The organism is Kitasatospora sp. NPDC057595 (assembly GCF_042800875.1).
GTDB lineage: Bacteria > Actinomycetota > Actinomycetes > Streptomycetales > Streptomycetaceae > Kitasatospora.
The window spans coordinates 440,351-461,773 of record NZ_JBHVGL010000002.1; the positions used below are offsets into that span (position 1 = coordinate 440,351).

Annotated in this window: 15 protein-coding genes; 12 read left to right on the plus strand and 3 right to left on the minus strand. The window is 74.5% G+C overall.

The annotated features are described in order from the left end of the window. Positions 1–39: 39 nt before the first annotated feature. Positions 40–1,668 (plus strand): chaperonin GroEL, encoded by a 1,629-nt coding sequence (gene groL, locus ACFU9E_RS05500; protein ID WP_355358448.1) that lies wholly within the window; start codon positions 40–42, stop codon positions 1,666–1,668. A gap of 167 nt (positions 1,669–1,835) precedes the next feature. Beyond that, a complete protein-coding gene (locus ACFU9E_RS05505) occupies positions 1,836–2,852 on the plus strand; it encodes a LysR family transcriptional regulator (protein ID WP_380681574.1) in 1,017 nt (338 codons plus the stop codon). A gap of 98 nt (positions 2,853–2,950) precedes the next feature. Here the strand turns inward: ACFU9E_RS05505 and ACFU9E_RS05510 are convergent, their stop codons facing one another. Then, positions 2,951–3,277: a WhiB family transcriptional regulator gene (locus ACFU9E_RS05510; protein WP_380681572.1), complete on the minus strand. Its 327-nt coding sequence runs from the start codon at positions 3,275–3,277 to the stop codon at positions 2,951–2,953. A gap of 570 nt (positions 3,278–3,847) precedes the next feature. Here ACFU9E_RS05510 and ACFU9E_RS05515 point away from each other — a divergent pair. The 4 genes from ACFU9E_RS05515 (at position 3,848) to ACFU9E_RS05530 (ending at position 8,510) form a co-directional block, all read left to right on the plus strand. Beyond that, on the plus strand, positions 3,848–4,459 hold the full coding sequence (locus tag ACFU9E_RS05515; protein WP_014136228.1) for a response regulator transcription factor: 612 nt from the start codon (positions 3,848–3,850) through the stop codon (positions 4,457–4,459). Between the two features lie 317 nt (positions 4,460–4,776). Beyond that, entirely contained in the window at positions 4,777–5,445 is a 669-nt protein-coding gene (shbA, locus tag ACFU9E_RS05520) for an RNA polymerase sigma factor ShbA (RefSeq protein ID WP_380681570.1), read from the plus strand. Positions 5,446–5,694: 249 nt separating this feature from the next. Then, complete coding sequence (guaB, locus tag ACFU9E_RS05525) at positions 5,695–7,200, plus strand: IMP dehydrogenase (protein ID WP_380681568.1); 1,506 nt, start codon at positions 5,695–5,697, stop codon at positions 7,198–7,200. A 182-nt stretch (positions 7,201–7,382) separates the two neighbouring features. Next, the gene (locus ACFU9E_RS05530) at positions 7,383–8,510 is read left to right on the plus strand and encodes a GuaB3 family IMP dehydrogenase-related protein (protein ID WP_355358463.1); all 1,128 of its coding nucleotides are present in this window, start codon (positions 7,383–7,385) and stop codon (positions 8,508–8,510) included. A gap of 64 nt (positions 8,511–8,574) precedes the next feature. Here ACFU9E_RS05530 and ACFU9E_RS05535 read toward each other — a convergent pair whose 3' ends face one another. Then, entirely contained in the window at positions 8,575–9,186 is a 612-nt protein-coding gene (locus ACFU9E_RS05535) for a hypothetical protein (protein WP_380684252.1), read from the minus strand. A 253-nt stretch (positions 9,187–9,439) separates the two neighbouring features. Here ACFU9E_RS05535 and ACFU9E_RS05540 point away from each other — a divergent pair, with 253 nt between their 5' ends. Continuing rightward, entirely contained in the window at positions 9,440–11,335 is a 1,896-nt protein-coding gene (locus tag ACFU9E_RS05540; RefSeq protein WP_380684251.1) for a serine/threonine-protein kinase, read from the plus strand. A gap of 54 nt (positions 11,336–11,389) precedes the next feature. Here the strand turns inward: ACFU9E_RS05540 and ACFU9E_RS05545 are convergent, their stop codons facing one another. Further along, positions 11,390–11,926, minus strand: a complete 537-nt coding sequence (locus tag ACFU9E_RS05545) for an SHOCT domain-containing protein (RefSeq protein ID WP_380684250.1) — start codon at positions 11,924–11,926, stop codon at positions 11,390–11,392. Between the two features lie 86 nt (positions 11,927–12,012). On the opposite strand from ACFU9E_RS05545, the gene ACFU9E_RS05550 reads away from it, so the two are divergent. The 5 genes from ACFU9E_RS05550 to ACFU9E_RS05570 all read left to right on the plus strand — a co-directional run bounded on the left by ACFU9E_RS05550 (position 12,013) and on the right by ACFU9E_RS05570 (position 20,584). Further along, positions 12,013–13,152 (plus strand): protein kinase, encoded by a 1,140-nt coding sequence (locus ACFU9E_RS05550; protein WP_380684249.1) that lies wholly within the window; start codon positions 12,013–12,015, stop codon positions 13,150–13,152. A gap of 173 nt (positions 13,153–13,325) precedes the next feature. Next, entirely contained in the window at positions 13,326–15,137 is a 1,812-nt protein-coding gene (locus tag ACFU9E_RS05555) for a protein kinase (RefSeq protein ID WP_380684248.1), read from the plus strand. A 120-nt stretch (positions 15,138–15,257) separates the two neighbouring features. Next, positions 15,258–16,901, plus strand: a complete 1,644-nt coding sequence (locus tag ACFU9E_RS05560) for a succinic semialdehyde dehydrogenase (protein ID WP_380684247.1) — start codon at positions 15,258–15,260, stop codon at positions 16,899–16,901. Positions 16,902–16,961: 60 nt separating this feature from the next. Beyond that, positions 16,962–18,752, plus strand: a complete 1,791-nt coding sequence (locus tag ACFU9E_RS05565) for a GMC oxidoreductase (RefSeq protein ID WP_380684246.1) — start codon at positions 16,962–16,964, stop codon at positions 18,750–18,752. Positions 18,753–19,150: 398 nt separating this feature from the next. Further along, entirely contained in the window at positions 19,151–20,584 is a 1,434-nt protein-coding gene (locus tag ACFU9E_RS05570) for a hypothetical protein (RefSeq protein ID WP_380684245.1), read from the plus strand. Positions 20,585–21,423: the final 839 nt, after the last annotated feature.

The window sequence follows — 21,423 nt, forward strand, 5'->3', positions numbered from 1 at the left end:
GGCCGCCGTGAAGGCCGCACCCCCGAGGGAATAGGGAACATGGCGAAGATCCTGCAGTTCGACGAGGACGCCCGCCGCTCGCTGGAGCGCGGTGTCAACAAGCTGGCCGACACCGTCAAGGTGACCATCGGCCCCAAGGGCCGCAACGTCGTCATCGACAAGAAGTTCGGCGCCCCGACCATCACCAACGACGGCGTCACCATCGCCCGTGAGGTCGAGCTCGACGACCCGTACGAGAACCTTGGCGCGCAGCTCGTCAAGGAGGTCGCCACCAAGACCAACGACGTCGCGGGCGACGGCACCACCACCGCCACCGTGCTGGCCCAGGCCCTGGTCAACGAGGGTCTGCGCAACGTCGCCGCCGGCGCCGGCCCGGCCGCCCTGAAGAAGGGCATCGACAAGGCCGTCGCCGCCGTCTCCGAGCACCTGCTGTCGGTCGCCCGTGAGATCGAGGGCAAGGACGACGTCGCCGCCGTCGCCACCCTGTCCGCCCAGGACGCCCAGGTCGGCGAGCTGATCGCCGAGGCGATCGACAAGGTCGGCAAGGACGGTGTCATCACCGTCGAGGAGTCGAACACCTTCGGCGTGGAGCTGGACTTCACCGAGGGCATGCAGTTCGACAAGGGCTACCTGTCGCCGTACTTCGTCACCGACGCGGAGCGGCAGGAGGCGGTCCTGGAGGACCCGTACATCCTGATCAACCAGGGCAAGATCTCCTCCATCCAGGAGCTGCTGCCGCTGCTGGAGAAGATCCTGCAGGGCGGTTCCTCCCGCCCGCTGCTGATCATCGCCGAGGACGTCGACGGCGAGGCGCTGTCCACCCTCGTGGTGAACAAGATCCGCGGCACCTTCAACGCGGTGGCCGTCAAGGCCCCGGGCTTCGGCGACCGCCGCAAGGCGATCCTCGGCGACCTGGCCGTCCTGACCGGTGGCACCGTGATCTCCGAGGAGGTCGGCCTCAAGCTCGACCAGGCCGGTCTGGACGTGCTGGGCTCGGCCCGCCGCGTGACCGTCACCAAGGACGAGACGATCGTCGTCGACGGTGCCGGCGAGAGCGAGGCCGTGGCCGGCCGCGTCGCCCAGATCAAGGGCGAGATCGCCAACACCGACTCGGACTGGGACCGCGAGAAGCTGCAGGAGCGCCTGGCCAAGCTGGCCGGCGGCGTCTGCGTCATCCGCGTCGGTGCCGCCACCGAGGTGGAGCTCAAGGAGCGCAAGCACCGCCTGGAGGACGCCATCTCGGCGACCCGCGCCGCGGTCGAGGAGGGCATCGTCGCCGGTGGTGGCGCCTCCCTGGTCCACGCCGCCAAGGTGCTGAACGACGGCCTGGGCCTGTCCGGCGACGAGGCCACCGGTGTCGCGGTCGTCCGCAAGGCGCTGCACGAGCCGCTGCGCTGGATCGCCCAGAACGCCGGCCTGGAGGGCTACGTCATCACCTCCAAGGTCTCCGAGCTGGAGCAGGGCCAGGGCTACAACGCCGCCACCGGCGAGTACGGCGACCTGGTCAAGGCCGGCGTCATCGACCCGGTCAAGGTCACCCGCTCCGCCCTGGAGAACGCCGCCTCGATCGCCTCCCTGCTGCTCACCACCGAGACCCTCGTGGTGGAGAAGAAGGAGGAGGAGGCCGACAACGGTCACTCGCACGGCGGTCACGGCCACTCGCACTGAGGCCGTAGCCACCGAGGCCGCAGCCGCTGAGCGCGGCCACTGACGCAGGCCCGGTCCGCGCCCCGAGAGGGGTGGCGGGCCGGGCCTGCGGCCGTTCAGGGCTGCTTCAGTCTTCAACTATCAGTTGAATTTTGCGTAATGCAAAGAATCCCTTATATCTTGGTGGCATGATCGAGGCCCGCCACCTGCGCGTCCTGCGTGCCGTAGCCCGCACCGGCTCCTTCTCCGCCGCCGCCCGCGAGCTGGGCTGCACCCAGCCCGCCATCAGTCAGCAGATGAAGGCCCTGGAGAAGTCCGTGGACACCCCGCTGGTGGTCCGCTCGGGCCGAGGGATGCAGCTGAGCGAGGCCGGGCGGGTCCTGCTCAAGCATGCCACCGGGATCCTCGCCGGGCTCTCCGCCGCGGAGGAGGAGGTCGCCGCGATCGCCGGGCTGCGGGCCGGACGGGTGCGGCTGGTGTCCTTCCCGACCGCAAGCTCGACCCTGGTGCCGCCGGCCGTCGCCCGGCTGCGGGACAGCCATCCGGGCGTGCGCGTGTCGCTGGTCGAGGCCGAGCCGCCGGAGTCGCTGGCGATGCTGCGCGGCGGCGAGTGCGAGGTCGCGCTCGCCTTCCGCTACCCGCAGGCCCCCGGATCCACCCTCGCGCCGGCGCCCGCGCCCGCGCACGGAACGCCCCGGGAGGCGCGCGCCGAGGCCAATCTGGAGGCCCAGCAGCTGAGCGCCGGGGCCGACTGGTCCGATCTGGTGGTCACCCCGCTGCTGGACGACCCGCTGGTGGGCCTGCTGCCCGCGGGGCACCGGCTGGCCGGGCGCGGCGGGCCGGTGGGGCTGGCCGAACTGGCGGGGGAGCAGTGGATCGCCGGCTGTCCGCAGTGCCGGGGGCACCTGGTGGAGCTGTGCGCGGGCGCCGGCTTCGAGCCGCGGATCGACTTCGCGACCGACGACTACCCGGCGGTGGTCGGGCTGGTGGCGGCCGGACTCGGGGTGGCGGTGCTGCCCGGACTGGCGCTGGAGTCGGTACGGCCGGACGGGGTGGTGCCGGTGGCGGTGCACGCCGTCTCGGGGGCGCCGGCGGTGCGGCAGGTGGTCGCGCTGACCCTGCCGGACCTCGCCGAGGTGCCGGCGGTGGCGCTGATGCTGGAGCGGCTGGCGGGGGCGGCGGCGGGGGCGACGGCGGGGCGCTGACCCGCCGGCGTGCCGGGCCCGTGTCGACCGGGCGGGCCCCGAACAGGTGTCACTCCGGGAAGTAACGTTTCTTCCCGGTCGGGCGGAGCCTGGCGTTTCTACTGCTGGGCCGCACTCGGCGCCACGAGCGGTACCTCCACCAGCCGGTTGCGCGAGCGGCCCATCATCTCCTCGCGCTCGTCCTCGGTCAGGCCTCCCCAGACGCCGTACGGCTCGCGCACCGCCAGCGCGTGCGCGGCGCACTCGGTGCGCACCGGGCAGCGCATGCAGACCTCCTTGGCGCTCGCCTCGCGCGAGCTGCGGGCCGCGCCGCGCTCCCCCTCGGGGTGGAAGAAGAGCGAGCTGTCCACGCCGCGGCAGGCCGCGGAGAGCTGCCAGTCCCAGAGGTCCGCGTTGGGGCCGGGGAGTCGGGAGAAATCTGCCATGGCTCATTCCCTTCAGAGGTCGTCGACCGCGGGCCGGTCGCCGGCGGCTTGCGTCGGCGACGGCACGGCGGGCGTCCGGCGCGGTGTGGACACCTGGAAATATGACTTACGGCAACTCCATGGACAAGTCACCCACAGAGTGGCACAACAGTCAATGACCATACGAAAGCTATAAAACCGGGCAAAGTGGGCAGGCCTGCCGGGCCGGCGACCGCCGGGCGCGAATGTGGCAATCGGGTGGCCGACCGGCGCACGAGGACCCGCGCGGGTGTGCGGGTTGTACGCCGACCGCGCGCGAGCTGCGCAAAAGTGCGGCGTGTGCACCGCGATGCGGCTGATCGGTAACGGGTCGGCCACGTACAGTGGTGGAGGTGGCCCCGAAGGCCGTAACTCATTCGAGTGATGGTCGTTGGAAGTGCGGAGGCGGTTAGCGGGCGCCGGACGTCGGGAACGATCGCGGGGAATCTCAGGCGATCAGCACGGAGTCTGACGCCGATCGGCCGTGTCGAAGAGGTTCGTACCAGCCAGGAGGCTCAACGTGACGCGGATCAGCTGCGGAGGACGACGGTCATGACTTCCGTTCTCGTTTGCGACGATTCCCCGCTCGCCCGCGAGGCGCTTCGCCGCGCGGTCGCGACCGTACCCGGTGTCGACCGGGTCACCACCGCGACGAACGGGGAGGAGGTCCTCCGCCGCTGGGTGGCCGACCGCTCCGACCTCGTCCTGATGGACGTCCGGATGCCCGGCCTCGGTGGGGTGGAGACGGTCCGGCGGCTGCTGTCCGCCGATCCGGGCGCCCGGATCATCATGCTCACCGTCGCCGAGGACCTCGACGGGGTCGCCCTCGCGGTCGCCGCCGGCGCCCGCGGGTACCTGCACAAGGACGCCTCGCGCGCCGAACTGCGGGCCACCGTCACCCAGGCGCTCGCCGACCCGACCTGGCGGCTCGCCCCCCGCCGGCTGCGCAGCCCGGACATGGGCGCGGCGCCGACCCTGACGGCGCGTGAGATCCAGGTGCTCGAAGGCATGAGCCACGGACGCAGCAACGCCGAGATCGGCCGCGAGCTGTTCCTCTCCGAGGACACCGTCAAGACCCATGCCCGGCGGCTGTTCAAGAAGCTCGGCGCCTCGGACCGCGCGCACGCGGTGGCGCTGGGCTTCCGCTGGGGCCTGGTCCGCTGACCGCCGCCGGCGCCGCCGGGTCCGGCACGCTCCGCGCGATTGTCCGCGCGGGGGCGTGTGACGTGACGGTCCCGAGGTTGCACCATGGAGGAGTGGAGCACCTCGGGGACCAGCGGGCAGGAACTGCGGCGAACCACAGGGCCGCGGGAGACTCGGCGGACGGCGCCGCGGACGGGAGCGCCCGGGGCGGCGGGGCGGGAGGCGGGACGGTGCAGGAGGGGCCGGTGGTGCGGACCGGTGCGGCACCGCATAACGTTCCGGTGCACAACTCCGGACGCGGTGCCGCGTTTTCCCGCGCGACCAGGCACCATGGACCGATGCGTGACGACGTGACCGGGGCTCCCGGTGAGGCGGACCCGGTGGAGGCCGAGCCCTCCGCGCCCGGGCCCGGCCCGGCGTACGCGGAACCGGGCGACGGTCCCGGTGCGCTCTCCGCACTGGTCGCGGCCGCCGTCCGCGGCGAGGGTCCGGCGATCGACGCGCTGCTCGCCCACGTCCACCCGTTGGCCCTGCGGTACTGCCGCGGCCGGCTGGTGCGGCTGCCCGGCGGTGCCCGGCACCACGTGGACGACATCGCGCAGGAGGTCTGCGTCGCGGTGCTCTGCGCGCTGCCCCGGTACCGGGACCAGGGGCGCCCGTTCGAGGCCTTCGTCTACGGGATCGCCGCGCACAAGATCGCCGATCTGCAGCGGGCCGCGATGCGCGGGCCCGGCTCGACGGTGATCCCGCAGGACGACCTGCCGGAGGTGCCGGACGACGCGCTCGGCCCGGAGGAGCGGGCGCTGCTCAGCAGCGACGCGGCCTGGGCGAAGGAGCTGCTCTCCAACCTGCCGGCCCGGCAGCGCGAGCTGGTGCTGCTGCGGGTGGCCGCCGGGCTCTCGGCGGAGGAGACCGGGGAGGTGCTCGGGATGTCCCCGGGGGCCGTCCGGGTCGCCCAGCACCGTGCGCTCAGCCGGCTGCGGGCGCTCGCGGAGGAGTCCTCCTAGAAGCGGAATGGCCCATGGCCGGGCTGTGTTGTCAAGGGCACACGAGAGCGCATTCGCGGTGCCAGTACCATGGGGTATCGGCGCCTGGGCGGGTCGCCAAAGTTTCGACGGTGTGCACGGGGTTTCCCTGGAGGATCCTCCAACGGTCACGGCCACCGGGCTTTCGGCGTCCGAGCGAGTGAGCTGATGACAGCGCCCCCACCTGCAGGGCGCGAGCTGATCGAGCCGGCCACGGAAGGTACCCCCGAAATGTCTTACAACGCCGCAGGCGTACCCGAGAAGTTCGCGATGCTCGGACTCACGTACGACGACGTCCTGCTGCTGCCGGGGGCGTCCGAGGTGCTGCCGAACGAGGTCGACACCTCCTCGCGGGTCTCCCGCAACGTGCGCGTCAACATTCCGCTGCTCTCCGCGGCGATGGACAAGGTCACCGAGTCGCGGATGGCGATCGCGATGGCCCGTCAGGGCGGCGTCGGCGTCCTGCACCGCAACCTGTCGGTCGAGGACCAGGCCAACCAGGTCGACCTGGTGAAGCGCTCCGAGTCGGGCATGGTCACCGACCCGATCACGGTCGGCCCGGAGACCACGCTGGCCGAGGCCGACGCGCTCTGTGCCAAGTTCCGGATCTCCGGTGTGCCGATCGCCGACGGGAGCGGCAAGCTGCTCGGCATCGTCACCAACCGCGACATGGCCTTCGAGACCGACCGCACCCGCCAGGTCCGCGAGATCATGACCCCGATGCCGCTGATCACCGGCAAGGTCGGTATCTCCGGCGTCGACGCGATGGCGCTGCTGCGCCGCCACAAGATCGAGAAGCTGCCGCTGGTCGACGACGACGGCCGGATCAAGGGCCTCATCACGGTCAAGGACTTCGTCAAGGCCGAGCAGTACCCCAACGCCGCCAAGGACTCCGAGGGCCGGCTGCTGGTCGGTGCCGCCGTCGGCGCGAGCGCCGAGGCCTTCGACCGGGCCCAGGCCCTGGTCGAGGCGGGCGTGGACTTCCTGGTCGTCGACACCTCGCACGGCCACAGCCACAACGCGCTGGCCTGGATCGCGAAGATCAAGTCGGCCGTCAAGGTCGACGTGGTCGGCGGCAACGTCGCCACCCGCGACGGCGCCCAGGCGCTGATCGACGCCGGCGTGGACGGCGTCAAGGTCGGCGTCGGCCCGGGCTCCATCTGCACCACCCGCGTGGTCGCCGGCATCGGCGTCCCGCAGGTCACCGCGATCTACGAGGCCGCGCTGGCCTGCCAGGCGGCCGGCGTGCCGGTCATCGGCGACGGCGGTCTGCAGTACTCCGGCGACATCGGCAAGGCGCTGGCCGCCGGCGCCGACACCGTGATGCTGGGCTCGCTGCTGGCCGGCTGCGAGGAGTCCCCGGGCGAGCTGCTGTTCATCAACGGCAAGCAGTACAAGTCCTACCGCGGCATGGGCTCGCTGGGCGCCATGCAGTCCCGCGGCCAGGGCCGCTCCTACTCCAAGGACCGCTACTTCCAGGCCGAGGTGGCCTCGGACGACAAGCTCGTCCCCGAGGGCATCGAGGGCCAGGTGCCCTACCGCGGCCCGCTCGGCGCGGTGCTGCACCAGCTGGTCGGCGGTCTGCGCCAGACCATGGGCTACGTGGGCGCCGCCAACGTCGCCGAGATGGAGAGCAAGGGCCGGTTCGTCCGGATCACCTCGGCGGGCCTCAAGGAGAGCCACCCGCACGACATCCAGATGACCGTCGAGGCGCCGAACTACAGCGCCCGCCGCTGATCGGGGCACCCGGCCGCGGGGCCCGCCACCGAGGGGTGGCGGGCCCCGCGGGCTGTCCCGGGGACCGCCTGCCGGGGGACCGGGGGCCGGGCGGGGCCGTGCGAGGGCGGACGGGTGCGGGATACTGGGGGGCGGCCGGGGTGACCCGGCGGGCATGAGCAACACCACCAGAAGGGCTCGAAGTGACTGAGATCGAGATCGGGCGAGGCAAGCGCGGCCGCCGGGCGTACTCCTTCGACGACATCGCCGTCGTCCCCAGCCGCCGTACGCGTGACCCGAAGGAGGTCTCGATCGCCTGGCAGATCGACGCCTACCGCTTCGAGCTGCCGTTCCTGGCCGCTCCCATGGACAGCGTGGTCTCCCCGCAGCAGGCCATCGCCATCGGCCGCCTCGGCGGCCTCGGCGTGCTGAACCTGGAAGGCCTCTGGACCCGCTACGAGGACCCGCAGCCGCTGCTCGACGAGATCGCCGCGATCACCGACGAGTCCGCCGCGACCCGCCGCCTGCAGGAGATCTACGCCGAGCCGATCAAGGCCGAGCTGATCAAGCAGCGGATCCAGGAGGTCCGCGACTCCGGCGTGGTCACCGCCGCCGCGCTCTCGCCGCAGCGCACCGCCGAGTTCTCCAAGGCCGTCGTGGACGCCGGGGTCGACGTCTTCGTCATCCGCGGCACCACCGTCTCCGCCGAGCACGTCTCCGGCGCGGCCGAGCCGCTCAACCTGAAGCAGTTCATCTACGAGCTGGACGTCCCGGTCATCGTCGGCGGCTGCGCCACCTACACCGCCGCGCTGCACCTGATGCGCACCGGCGCGGCCGGCGTGCTGGTCGGCTTCGGCGGCGGCGCCGCGCACACCACCCGCAACGTGCTCGGCATCCAGGTGCCGATGGCCACCGCCGTCGCCGACGTCGCCGCCGCGCGCCGCGACTACATGGACGAGTCCGGCGGCCGCTACGTGCACGTCATCGCGGACGGCGGCGTCGGCTACAGCGGCGACATCCCGAAGGCGGTCGCCTGCGGCGCCGACGCGGTGATGATCGGTGCCGCGCTGGCCCGCGCCACCGACGCGCCCGGCAAGGGCTACCACTGGGGCATGGAGGCCGTCCACGAGGAGCTGCCGCGCGGCAAGCGGGTCGACCTCGGCACGGTCGGCAGCACCGAGGAGATCCTCACCGGCCCGTCGCACACCCCGGACGGCACCATGAACCTGTTCGGCGCGCTGCGCCGGGCGATGGCGACCACCGGGTACACCGAGCTCAAGGAGTTCCAGCGGGTCGAGGTGACCGTCAACCCGGCGCTCAACCACCGCTGAGCCCGTTCTCCCGGGGCCTCCGTCGCGCACCGCGGCGGGGGCCCCGCGCCGTGTCGGCGCGGGTTCACTGGCGGGTGGCGGCGCGGCGGGTGAGCAGGAAGCCGCCGATCACGGCGATGCCGAAGAAGACCAGGTCCAGCGGGCGGCGGCCGTCGCGCCAGAGCGGGAGGGCGTCGTGCAGCAGCTCGCCGTAGCCGGTGCCCGCCAGCTCGTGCAGCCGGCGGGTCTGCCCGAGCAACTGGCCGAGGAACAGCGCGCCGGACGCCAGCAGGGCGCCCAGCGGCGGCAGTAACCGGCCGGGGCCGCCGAGCCGGCCCAGCGGCCAGGCGACCGCCGCCGCCGGGGCGATGGCCAGCCAGCCGACGGTGGCCTCCGCGCGGGCCGGGGCGCAGCCGAACGCCGCGGCGCCGGCCAGCATCGCGAGGACGGCCAGCGCCACGGCCGGGCCCGTCCGGTGCCGGCGGCGACGGTGCTCCGGGGCGCCGCCGGTGCCGTCGGCCGTACCGGTCCCGGCCGGGTCGGCCGGTTCGACGGGGCGGTAACCGGCCACCGGGGCACCGGGCATCCCGGGGGCCACGTAGCCCTCGGGGGTCTCCGGTTCCGGTGCGACCGAGAAGTGCGGGGCCGTGGGCGGCCGGACCGACTGGCCGTCAGCGCCCGGTTCGGATGCGGTCATGGACGTCGTGTTCCCCCCGGAAAGACGGTGAGCTGCCGAACGGTAGCAGGGCCCGGAGCGGGGTCGACAGAGTTTTCGATCACGGATCGGGCACGGAGCGCCGCCCCGGCCCGGGCGCGCGCCAGGGTGGCCGGGGGCCGGGTGGTCGGGGGCGTGCGTGACAGGGGATGATGGAGGCTTGGGCGCTCGGGCCTGACGCCGGTCCGACACGCCGTCACCACGACCGCCGGCAGCACATGGGGGAACGTTCCGAATGACCCAGGCGCAGGGTTCCAACGGCCGCCTCCTGGCCGGACGCTACCGGCTGAACGACGTCCTCGGGCGTGGCGGCATGGGCACCGTCTGGCGCGCCGAGGACGAAATGCTGGGCCGGACGGTCGCGGTCAAGGAACTGCGGATGAACGCCAGCGTGGAGGAGGACGAGAAGCACCGGCTGATCGTCCGCACCCTGCGCGAGGCCAAGGCGACGGCGCGGATCCGGCACAACTCGGCGGTCACCGTCTTCGACGTGGTCGAGGAGGACGACCGGCCGTGGATCGTCATGGAGCTGGTCGAGTCCCGCTCGCTGGCGGACGTGGTCCGGGAGGACGGTCCGCTGGCGCCGGCCCGGGCGGCGGAGATCGCGCTGGACGTGCTCGGCGTGCTGAGTGCCGCCCACGCGCTCGGCATCCTGCACCGGGACGTCAAGCCGTCCAACGTGCTGATCGGCGAGGACGGCCGGGTGGTGCTCACCGACTTCGGCATCGCCAGCGTGGAGGGCGACAGCTCGGTGACCTCCACCGGGATGCTGGTCGGCGCGCCCTCGTACATATCCCCGGAGCGGGCCCAGGGGCAGAAGCCCGGACCGCCGGCCGACCTGTGGTCGCTGGGCGGCACGTTGTACGCGATGGTCGAGGGCCGGCCCCCGTACGACCGGGGCTCGGCGCTGGCGACCCTGACCGCGGTGATGACGGAGGAGCTGGCCGCCCCGGCGAACGCCGGGCCGCTGCTGCCGGTGATCGAGGGGCTGCTGGCCAAGGACCCGGCGAAGCGGCTGACCGCCTCGCAGACCCGGGCGATGCTCAAGCGGGTGGTCGCCGAGGCGACCGCGCGGGCCGAGTCGACCACCGAGCAGGCGGTTCCGGTCGCGGACGGCGGCGCGAAGCGGCCGATCGGCGGGCTGCTCGGGACGGTGCGGGTGGGCAGCCGGGCCGGGGACGCCGGGAAGGGGGAGTCGGCGGCGCCGGTGGTGCCTGTGGTGTCCGGCGAGCCTTCGGGCGCGGCGGGCGGGTCGGGGCCGTCGGGTCCTTCCGGTTCGTCGGGTCCGTCGGATTCGGAGACGGATGCGGTCCGGCCGGTCACCAGTGAGTGGACGCTGGGCGCGACCCAGGCGGCCGGGGCCGACCCGCGCACCGGCCGGCGGCGGCTGGCCGTGGCGACGGTCGTGGTGGTGCTGCTGCTGATCGCGGGCGTGGTCGCGCTGGTGCAGGCGCTCGGCGGCTCCGACGACGGCTCGGCGAACGGCGCGCGCGGCACCGCGGCGGCGGACGTCACGCCGGGCAGCGCGGCGCCGGTGACGGTGTCGGAGAGCTCCGGTCCGGCGCAGGACGCGGTGCCCGAGCCCGCCCCCACGCCGAGCGCGGACCCGACGCCGAGCGATACGCCCACCCCGACGCCCACTCCGACTCCGACGCCGACGCCCACTCCGACGGCGACCGGGGCGGCGGTGCCGGCCGGGTACCACGAGTACAAGGACCCGTCCGGCTTCTCCGTCGTGCTGCCCGACTGGCTGCAGCCGTCGGGCTCGGAGTCGATCCGCCGCACCTTCAAGGGCAACGGGAGCACCCTGCGGATCGAGTGGACGACCAGCCCGGGGCCGAGCGCGCTCGCCGACTGGCAGGACGCCGAGCCGGGGCTGCGCGGCCAGGTGACCAACTACCAGCGGGTGCAGCTGCAGTCCGTCGCCTACCGGGAGTGGACCAACGCGGCCGACTGGGAGTGGACCAGCGGCAGCCCGCGCACGCACTCGCTGAACCGCGGCTTCGTCACCGGCTCCCCGGCCAAGTACGGCTACGCGATCTACTGGACGACGCCGGACGCGGACTGGGCCGCCCCGCAGAACGCGCAGGCCCGCCAGACCGCCTTCGACACCTTCCAGCCGGCGCAGTGATTCGCGCCGCTCGCCTCCCGGCGCTCCGACCCGGGGCGGCCGTGCGGCGGTGGGTCAGCCGATCAGGCGGTGCTTCGCGCGCGTGAACTCCTCCTCGGTGAGGGCGCCGGCGGTGCGCAGGGCGGCCAGTCGTTCCAGCTGCTCCAGCAACTCGGCGCCGGAGGCGGCGGCCGCGGGGGCCGGGGCACCGAGGGTCTTCCGGGAGGCCTGGCGGGCGTTCAGGGCGGTGGTGCGGATCTGCTCGGCGAAGATCTCCGCCTTGACCACGTCCTCGAAGCGGTGCGAGCCGGTCAGCGCGACCACCAGCAGCACCTCGCCGTTGATCCGGGTCCTGGTGACGGTCGCGTCGGTGACCGCCTCCAGCGGAACCGGGACCGGGGGCTTGCCGTCCTTGAGGAAGAGCAGCCGGTGGGTGGTCAGGACCAGGACGCCCTTGCGGAAGTGGTCGGGGTGGCGCCCGGCCGTGGAGGCGACCGGCTTCTCGTCGGGGGCGACGTTCGCCTCGACGGTGCGCAGGGCCTCGGCCCGGGTGCCGTTGTTGCTGCTGCCGGCCATGTCGAAGGCCGCGTCGATCAGATCGGTCCAGTCCATGGACCGAGGGTAATCCGGGGTGCCCGCGCGGTGCCTGCCGCGGCCGGACTGGGCCTAGGCTTGGCGGTGAGCGGAGAGGAACACGCATGCGAGCGGGCCCGGGGCAGGTGCTGGCGGGGCGTTACCGGCTGACGGACCGGCCGGAGGCGCTGAGCGCGTTCGCCGTGGACGAGGGGAGCGGCGACGTCGTCCGGCTGCGCGCGTGGGAGCTTCCCGCGTCGCTGATCGGCGATCAGGAGCCGGACGGCTCCGGGTCGGTCGAGGGCGAGCGGCTGGTGCGCCGGGTGGCGGCGGTCGGTTCCGCCGCGCCGCGGCATCCGCGGTTGCTGCAGGGCGCCGGGGCGTTCGTCGAGGGCGACCGGCTCTGGACCGTCGAGGAGCGGCAGGCCGGGCGGCCGTTGGCCGCGCTGCTCGCGGACGGCCCGCTGCCGCCGTACCGGGCGGCGGAGGTCGCCGCGGACCTCGCCGCGGCGCTGCGGGCGCTGCACGACGCGGGCCTGGCGCACGGGAACCTGACCGCCGGTTCGGTGCTGGTCTGCGAGGACGGCGCGGCGCTGCTGGGCGGACTGCTCCCGGGGGTGGCCGAGGAGGTGCTGGCCGAGGAGCTGGGCGGACCGGGCGGGCGGCGCCGCTACGAGGTGCGGGCCGAGCTGGTCGGGTCGGTGGCGGAGCGCTGGCCGTTGGACGGTGGTCCGGCCGGTGACTGCTGGGCGCTCGGGGTGCTGCTGCACCGGATGGTGACCGGCCGCGCGCCGTACCCGGAGAGCGGGGTGCCGGAGCTGGTGACGGCGGTGCGGGAGGGCCGGCGGGTGCCGTCGGAGGCGTGCGGGCCGCTGGGGCCGCTGGTCGAGCGGCTGCTGCAGCCCGATCCGGCGCGGCGGCCGACGGCCGCGGAGGTCCGGCTGGAGCTGGCGGAGCTGCTGGCGGGCGCGCCGGAGCCGGCGGCCGGCGACCGGGTGGCGCCGCCGCTGCCGGAGCGGCGTCGCGCGCCCGGGCGGCGCGGCTCGGTGAAAAGCGGCGGCTCGGTGAAAAGCGGCGGCTCGGTGAAGCGTGACGGTGCGGTGAAGCGTGACGGTGCGGCGGGTGCCGAGCGGCCGCGGGCGGAGGCGTCCGGACCGGACCGGCCGCCGCGGATCCCGCCGGCGCTGCTGGGCCCGGTCCTGGTGGGCGGGGTGTTCCTGTTGCTGCTGCTCGGCGTGGTGGCCGTGGTGCTGTTCGCAGGCTGACGGGGCCGGTGGGAAGGTGGTCGCCGGGGTGGCGGGTGGGGGAGATTACCGGGGGAGGAGCGGGGCGCTTAATGTGTCCGTGGGATTTGTTCGATTCAGCGGTCTGCACCGAGTGGTCTGCGCCGGGCCCTCCGTCGCGGTGACGGCAGGTGGATGAGGGGGAGCGGTCGCGGATGGGCGCGCAGGACCGGCCGGAGTCGGCCGAGGCGGAGCGGCTGCTGGCCGGGCGCTACGAGTTGGGCGAGCGGCTGGGCCGCGGCGGGATGGGCACGGTGTGGCGGGCCCGGGACCGGATGCTGGACCGTGAGGTCGCGGTCAAGGAGCTGACCGTCAACCACCTCCCCGAGGAGGAGCTGCAGATCCTGCACGCCCGGATGAAGCGGGAGGCCGCCGCGGCCGCCCGGATCAAGCACCCCGGCGTGATCACCGTGCACGACGTGCTGGAGCAGGACGGCCGGCCGTGGATCGTCATGGAGCTGGTCGACGGCCGCTCGTTGGCCGACGTGATCAGCCAGGACGGCACGCTGCCGCCGCGCGCCGCCGCCGAGGTGGGCGGCCAGGTGCTGGCCGCGCTGCACCGGGGCCACCAGCTGGGCGTGCTGCACCGGGACGTGAAGCCGGCCAACGTGCTGCTGGAGCACGGGACCGGGCGGGCGGTGCTGCTGGACTTCGGCATCGCGACCTACGAGGGCTCGGCCGAGCTGACCCGGCCGGGCGACCTGGTCGGCTCGCCGGACTACCTGGCGCCGGAGCGGGCGCAGGGCGAGCGGCCGGGCCCGGCCTCCGACCTGTGGGGGCTCGGCGCGACGCTGTACGCGGCGGTGGAGGGCGACTCGCCGTTCCGCCGCACCTCGCCGCTGACCACGCTGGCCGCGGTGGTCGGGGACCCGCTGCCGGAGCCGCGCCGGGCCGGGCCGCTGGGGCCGGTGCTGGCCGCGCTGATGGCCAAGGACCCGGAGGACCGGCCGACCGCGGACGAGGCGGCCCGGATGCTGGCGGAGGTGCAGGCCGGGCACACCATCGGGTTCAAGCCGGTCACGCCGGTGCGGATACCCACCCAGACGGTGCCGGTGGTGGACCGGTCGGGCGAAGCGGGCCAGCCGGGCGAGCCGGGCGGGCCGGGCGGGCCGGAGCGGCCGGACGGGTCGGGCGAGGTGGCCGGGCGGCCCGCCGAGGGGCCGGAGGCGGTCACCGTGCCGCGGACGGCGGCCGCCGTGGCCGAGGAGTCGCCGGCGGTGCCGCCCGCGGTGCCGTCCGTCGGGGTGGACCCGGTGCGGGAGCCCGTCGAAGGGGCGCCTGCCGGCCCGGTCGCGCCGGTGGTGTACCCCGATGCGCCGGTGCGCGGGCCGGCCAGGCGCCGGCGAGTGCTACTGGTCCTGGCGGTCGCGTTGGCGGTGCTGGCCGCCGGGGTCGTCGCCGGGGTGTTCTACCTGAGGGGACGGCACGGCGGGCCGGACGCGGACGTGGTCAAGCCGGCCCCGACCGTGGCCGAGCCTCAGCCGACCGGACCCGGCGACGGCACGCCCGCGCCGCCCGTCGGCTACCGCTGGGTGGACGACCCGGCCGGCTTCCGCTTCCCGCTGCCCGCGACCACCCCGGTCTGGCAGCGCAGCAGCACGTCCGACAACCAGATCTACTACAGCCCCGACAACAAGGTGCACTACCTGCAGTTCGCGGTCACCGTGGGCCAGTCGGTCCGGCCGCTGGAGCACATGCGGCAGATGGAGAGCACCGTCTCCTCGCTCAAGGACTACAAGCAGCACAAGCTGACCAGCGTCGCGGTGAACGGCCACGAGGCGGCGGTCTGGGAGTTCAGCTACCTGGCCAAGGAGGGCGGTCGCCGGCGGGCGATCGAGGCCGAGTTCATCGACAAGGACGGCACCAGCTACGCGATCTACTCGTCCAGCCCGGAGCGGGGCACCGAGTGGAACGAGGCCGAGCAGCGCTTCAACGCGGTGCTGCACTACTTCACGCCGACCCGCTGATCCGCTGATCCGCTGATCCGCTGACCGGCCGACCAGCCGGATCCGACGGGGCCGCCGGCCGTCCGTTTTGTTGTTACCGACGGGTACCGAACCGGGCGCCGAGCGCCTAGGCTGCGCCCTATGACGGACCTCACAGCAGCTGCCACGGCCAACGACCCCGCCGGCACCGGCGCGCCGGGCCGCAATCCCGCCGCGCCCGGCGGCGGGCGCACCGTCGCCTCGGCCGTGCCGCCGTCCCTGGTCGCCCGCCTCGCCGCCGGGATCACCGCCACCGGCGAGCCCAGCGTGGTGGAGACGGTCGCCCCGCTGACCGGCGAGCGGCTGGCCGGCCTGCCGCAGTCCACCCCGGCGGACGTCGAGGTCGCCTTCGAGCTGGCCCGGCGCGCCCAGCCGGCCTGGGCCGCGCTGCCGGTCCGCCGTCGCGCCGCCGTCCTGCTGCGCTTCCACGACCTGCTGCTCAAGCGGCAGGACGAGGTGCTCGACCTCGTCCAGGCGGAGACCGGCAAGGCCCGGCTGCACGCCTTCGAGGAGGTCATGGCCGTCGCCATCGCCGCCCGTCACTACGGCCGCCGCGCCCCCGTGTACCTGCGCGACAAGCGGCACCTCGGCGCGGTGCCGCTGCTCACCCAGGCCGTCGAGGCCCGCCGCCCCAAGGGCGTGGTCGGCCACATCTCGCCGTGGAACTACCCGCTGGAGCTGTCGGTCGGCGACGCCCTGCCGGCCTTCGTGGCCGGCAACGCGGTGGTCAACAAGCCGGACACGCAGACCGCGCTGACCGCGCTCTGGGCCCGCGAGCTGCTGATCGAGGCCGGGCTGCCGGCCGACCTGTGGCAGATCGTGATCGGCGACGGCCCGGTGATCGGCCCGGCCGTGGTCGAGCACGGCGACTACGTCTCGTTCACCGGCTCCACCCGCACCGGCCGCGACGTCGCCCGGCGCGCCGCCGGGCGGCTGGTCGGCGCCTCGCTCGAACTCGGCGGCAAGAACGCCATGCTGGTGCTCGCCGACGCCGACCTCGACCGGGCCGCCGAGGGCGCCGTCCGGGCCTGCTTCTCCTCGGCCGGCCAGCTCTGCATCTCGATCGAGCGGCTGCTGGTGCACCGCTCGGTGGCCGACGAGTTCCTCGCCAAGTTCGCCGCCCGCACCCGCGCGCTGCGGCTCGGCGGCGGCCTCGCGTACGGGGCCGACATGGGCTCGCTGGTCTCCTCCCGGCAGCTGGAGACCACCACCCGGCACGTGGAGGAGGCGGTCAAGGCCGGTGCCACCGTGGTGGCCGGCGGCCGGGCCCGGCCGGACCTCGGCCCGTTCTTCTTCGAGCCGACCATCCTGGACGGCGTCACCCCGGACATGGCGGTGTGCGGCGAGGAGACCTTCGGACCGGTGGTCTCCGTCTACCGCTTCGACACCGAGGAGGAGGCGGTCGCCGCCGCCAACTCCACCCCGTACGGCCTCAACTCCAGCGTCTGGACCGGGGACGTCCGGCGCGGCCGGGCGGTCGCGGCCCGGCTGCGCACCGGCACGGTCAACGTCAACGAGGCCTACGGCGCGGCGTACGGCTCGGCCGGCTCGCCGATGGGCGGCATGGGCGACTCCGGGCTCGGCCGGCGGCACGGCGCCGAGGGCATCCTGCGGTTCACCGAGGCGCAGACGATCGCGAGCCAGCGGCTGCTGCCGCTCGCGCCGGCGCTCGGCCAGGACGACCGGCAGTACGCGGCGATGATGACCGCCGGGCTGCGGATGCTGAAGGCCCTGCGCGTCAGGTAGCCCGCCCGGCGGCAGCCGGTTACCCCGTTTCGTGGACGACTTCCGAAGGAGCAGTGGCAGATGGTGGGTTCGGCTGAGGACCGGGAGTTCGACTACGACGTGGTGGTGGTCGGCTCCGGTTTCGGCGGCTCGGTCTCGGCGCTGCGGCTGACCGAGAAGGGCTACCGGGTCGCCGTCCTGGAGGCCGGGCGCCGCTTCGACCGCGACGAGCTGCCCAGGAACTCGTGGGACGTGGCCAACTACCTGTGGGCGCCGAAGCTCGGCCTCTACGGCATCCAGCGCATCCACCTGCTGGCCAATGTGATGATCCTGGCCGGTGCGGGGGTCGGCGGCGGCTCGCTGAACTACGCCAACACCCTGTACGTGCCGCCGAAGGCGTTCTTCGAGGACCGTCAGTGGCGCCACATCACCGACTGGCAGGAGGAGCTGGCGCCGTTCTACGACCAGGCGCGGCGGATGCTCGGGGTGCGGCTCAACCCGACCGTCACCCCGTCCGACGTCCACCTGCGGGCCGCCGCCGAGCGGATGGGCGTCGGCGACACCTTCCACATGGCGCCGGTCGGGGTCTTCTTCGGCGACGGCCAGGACGGCGACGGCACGGCGAAGGCGGCGCCCGGCGCCGAGGTGGCGGACCCGTACTTCGGCGGCGCGGGCCCGGCCCGCCGGGCCTGCGTCGAGTGCGGCGAGTGCATGACCGGCTGCCGGCACGGCGCCAAGAACATGCTCACCGAGAACTACCTGTACCTGGCCGAGCGGGGCGGCGCCGAGATCCACCCGCTCACCACGGTGGCCCGGATCCGCGAGCGGGACGGCGGCTTCGCGGTGGACGTCCGGCGCACCGACGGCCGCTCGACCACCGACCCGGTGAAGGCCGGGGCGCGGACCATCACCGCCGCCCGGGTGGTGGTCGCGGCCGGCACCTACGGCACCCAGACCCTGCTGCACCGGATGCGCGCGGCCGGTCACCTGCCCCGGATCTCCGCCCGGCTCGGCGAGCTGACCCGGACCAACTCCGAGGCGCTGGTGGGCGCGCAGACCACCGACCGGCGGTACGGCGCCCGCGCGGACTTCACCAAGGGCGTGGCGATCACCTCCTCGATCCACCCGGACGAGAACACCCACATCGAGCCGGTCCGCTACGGCAAGGGCTCCAACGCGATGGGCGCGCTGTCGATCGCCCAGGTCCGGGGCGGCGGACGGGTCCCGCGCTGGCTGCGCTACCTCGGCAACTCGGTCAAGCACCCGGTGAACTTCGCCCGCTCGATGAACCAGCACCGCTGGTCCGAGAAGACGATCATCGGCCTGGTGATGCAGTCGCTGGACAACTCGATCACCGTCTCGCTGAAGGAGAAGGGCCTCGGGAAGGGAGCGCTGACCTCCAGCCAGGGCCACGGCACCCCCAACCCGACCTGGATCCCGGCCGCCGAGCGCGGGGCCCAGGCGCTCGCCGACGAGATCAACGGCTTCCCCGGCGGCAGCGTCGGCGAGATCTTCGACATCCCGATGACCGCGCACTTCCTCGGCGGCTGCCCGATCGGCGACTCCCCGCTGACCGGCGTGGTCGACCCCTACCACCGGCTCCACGGGCACCCCGGGATCAGTGTGGTGGACGGTGCGGCGGTCTCCGCCAACCTCGGCGTCAACCCCTCGCTGACCATCACGGCGCAGGCCGAACGGGCCATGTCGATGTGGCCCAACAAGGGCGAGCCGGACACCCGCCCGGTGCCCGGCGAGCAGTACCGCCGGGTCGCCCCGGTCCGGCCCGCCGCCCCGGCGGTGCCGGCCGACGCGTTCGGCGCGCTGCGGCTGCCGCTGCTGGCGGTGCCGGAGGTGCCGAAGAAGCAGGCCTGACCCCGCGCCGCCGGGGCGCCGCCCGGATCCGGGAATGTCCCGGGTGTGTCCCGAGAACGCCCGGCGGCGCGTGAGCGGTTGACAGCCGTCCGTACCCGGTGGGAGAAAGGGGCGCCCTGGGGGACCAGGAGATCGTTCGTTCGGACGGGGGGACGCGGTCCATGGCCATCTGCGCATCCTGCGGCGCGGCGTCGGCACAGGGAGCGCTCGGCTGCGCGTCCTGCGGGCGGCCGTTGGTGCCGCCACCCGCCCTGCCGCCGCCTCCGCCGTCGTCGGCGCCGCCGCCCCCGCCGTCCGTGCCGCCCGCGGTGCCACCGTTCCCGGGGACGCCGGGGACGGGACCCGCGGGCCCCTGGGGCGCCGGCCGGCGGTACGACCCGGCCGCGCACCGGCCTGCCGTGCTCCTCTGGCTGACCGGTGCCGACTGGCGCCCGGCGCTGCGCGCGGTGGTCGCGCCCACCGCCGTGCTGCTGCTGGCCGCGCTGGTGGTCGCGATCCCGGGGGAGTTCTTCCCCTACACCTCCGTCCTCGACCACCCCTCCTACGGCACGCGCTTCGGCACCGCGCTGGCGATCGTCCTCGGCGCGCTCGGCGCGCCGTTCCGCCTGGACGCGAGCCCCGGCGGCCCGGTCGAACTCGTGCGGGGCAGCGCGGTACTGGTGCGTGCCGTCCCGCTGACCGTCACCGGGCTGTGGCTGCTCGCGCTCTGGCTCGGCCTGCGGATCGGGGCGCGCCGCGGGCAGGAGCTCACCGGCGAGCAGCAGACCCGCCGGCAGGCGACCGGCGAGGCCGTGCGCACCGCCGTGGTCGCGGCCGCGGTGACCGTGCTGCTCGGCCTGGTCGGCGGCGCCGGCTGGCAACCGGGCGGTCGCTTCGACGTGGACGCGGACTTCGGGACGCTCAGGCAAGTCAGCTACGAGTCCTCGGCCGGCTGGGTCGAGGCGGCCGGCTGGACGGCGCTGCTCGCCGGGCTGCTCGCCTTCGCGGTGTACGGCACGGACGCGCTGCGCTGGGCGGCCTGGCGCAACCGGGCGGTGCGCGGCTGGGCGGTCGCCGGGCTGGCGGCCGGCCGTGCGCTGGCGGTCTCGGTCGGCCTGGCGTCGGTGGCCGGTCTCGTGGTGGTCGCGGTGCTGAGCGGCGACGAGGGCGTCGGCGGCGAACCGACCGCCACCGCGACGGCCTTCCTGCCCAACGTCGGCCTGATGCTGCTCGGGCTGGGCTCCGGGGCGACCTTCCGGACCAGCAGCGAGGTGCCGGACGCCGGCGATTCGGACTGGTACCCGGACCGCAGTGACGTCGACGAGTACTCCTTCTTCGACCTGCACGGCGCGAGCGGCGACTGGCGCTGGACCGGGCTGCTCGCGCTGGCCGCCGCCGCGGTGCTCGGCTGGACGGCGTACCGGCGGCGGCTGGACGCCGCGGACCGGCTCCGGCTGGCGCTGGTGTACGGGGTGGGGCTCAGCCTGCTGATGGTGGTGTCCGGGATGCTGAGCTCGTCGAGGGCCACCGCCCGCGACCTCGGCCTCGGCGAGGGCGCCGAGTTCGAGACCGCGATCTCCCTGGTGCCCTGGACGCTGCTGGTGGCCAATCTGGTCTGGGCGGCGGTCGGCGCGCTGGCGGTGCCGCGGCTGCTGGCGGCCCGCGACGGCCGGACGGAGGGGGCGTCGGCGAAGGTGCCGGCGCAGTCCGAGCGGGACCTGCCCGACTTCCCCGACGGCGCACCGGTCGTCTCGGAGGTGATCGGCTCGGGCGACACCCAGTGGGCCGCCGCGCGGCGCCCGGAGGACGACGGGCCGGTGGACCCCAGCGTCTGGAGCCGTCGGCCGGAGTAGCGGTCCGGATCAGCCGTCCGGCCCCGGACAGGGCAAAGGGCCCCGCGGGGGAACGGGGCCCTTTGTCGCTCAGCACTCGGCGTCAGGGCCGCGCCGGTGCTGGATGACGGCGCCGGGGGAGGAGCGCCGTCCGGACGGTTGGCTCGACGTGCCGTACGCCACCGCTCCGGCGGGGATGGGCCGGCGCGCGCGGGCGCACAGTGCCGCGGCGGCGGTCCGGCGCGCAGGCCGGCATCGGACCATCGCTCACGGAGCGTGAGGTGATAATCGTTGCCACCGTGGGTCTCGGCGGCACCGGGACGGGACTCCACAGGTAGCCCGTCGGCCACCGGGAGAACCTCTTCCATGCAGCATCGTCCTGGACGAAGGGCTTGCTCTGCAACCGATTCGGCATGATTCGGTACAGGGCGTTTCCGGCCGGGCCGATGGCCGGCCCGGGTCGGGCCCGCCGTGCGGGGGTGCCGCGGGGGTCGGCGCCGGGGCGGCGCTGGGACGGCGACGATGATCACGGTGCGTAATGATGCTGGCCGGAGCGCACAAGGACGTGCGCAGCGGCGCGGGGACGGCGGGCGGGGTGCGCCGGTCCCGCGGCGGGTGCGGCGGCCGGCCCCGGGCGTCCCCGGCGGCCGGCCGCCCACCTCCTGCCCCGGTCGCGGCCGGGTTCGCTGTCCCCTGCTGGCCGGCCGCAGCACCCGCGCGCGGTCCCACGGCGCGCCGCTCCCCGGCCGGGGCCGGTTCTCCGCGACGGCGCCACGCGCGCCGGTGGACTGGGGGTGAGCTCCACGCGTGGTCCTGCAGTGCCCGTACGGAGGCGCCCTGGCCGGGGCGGGGCGACGCGT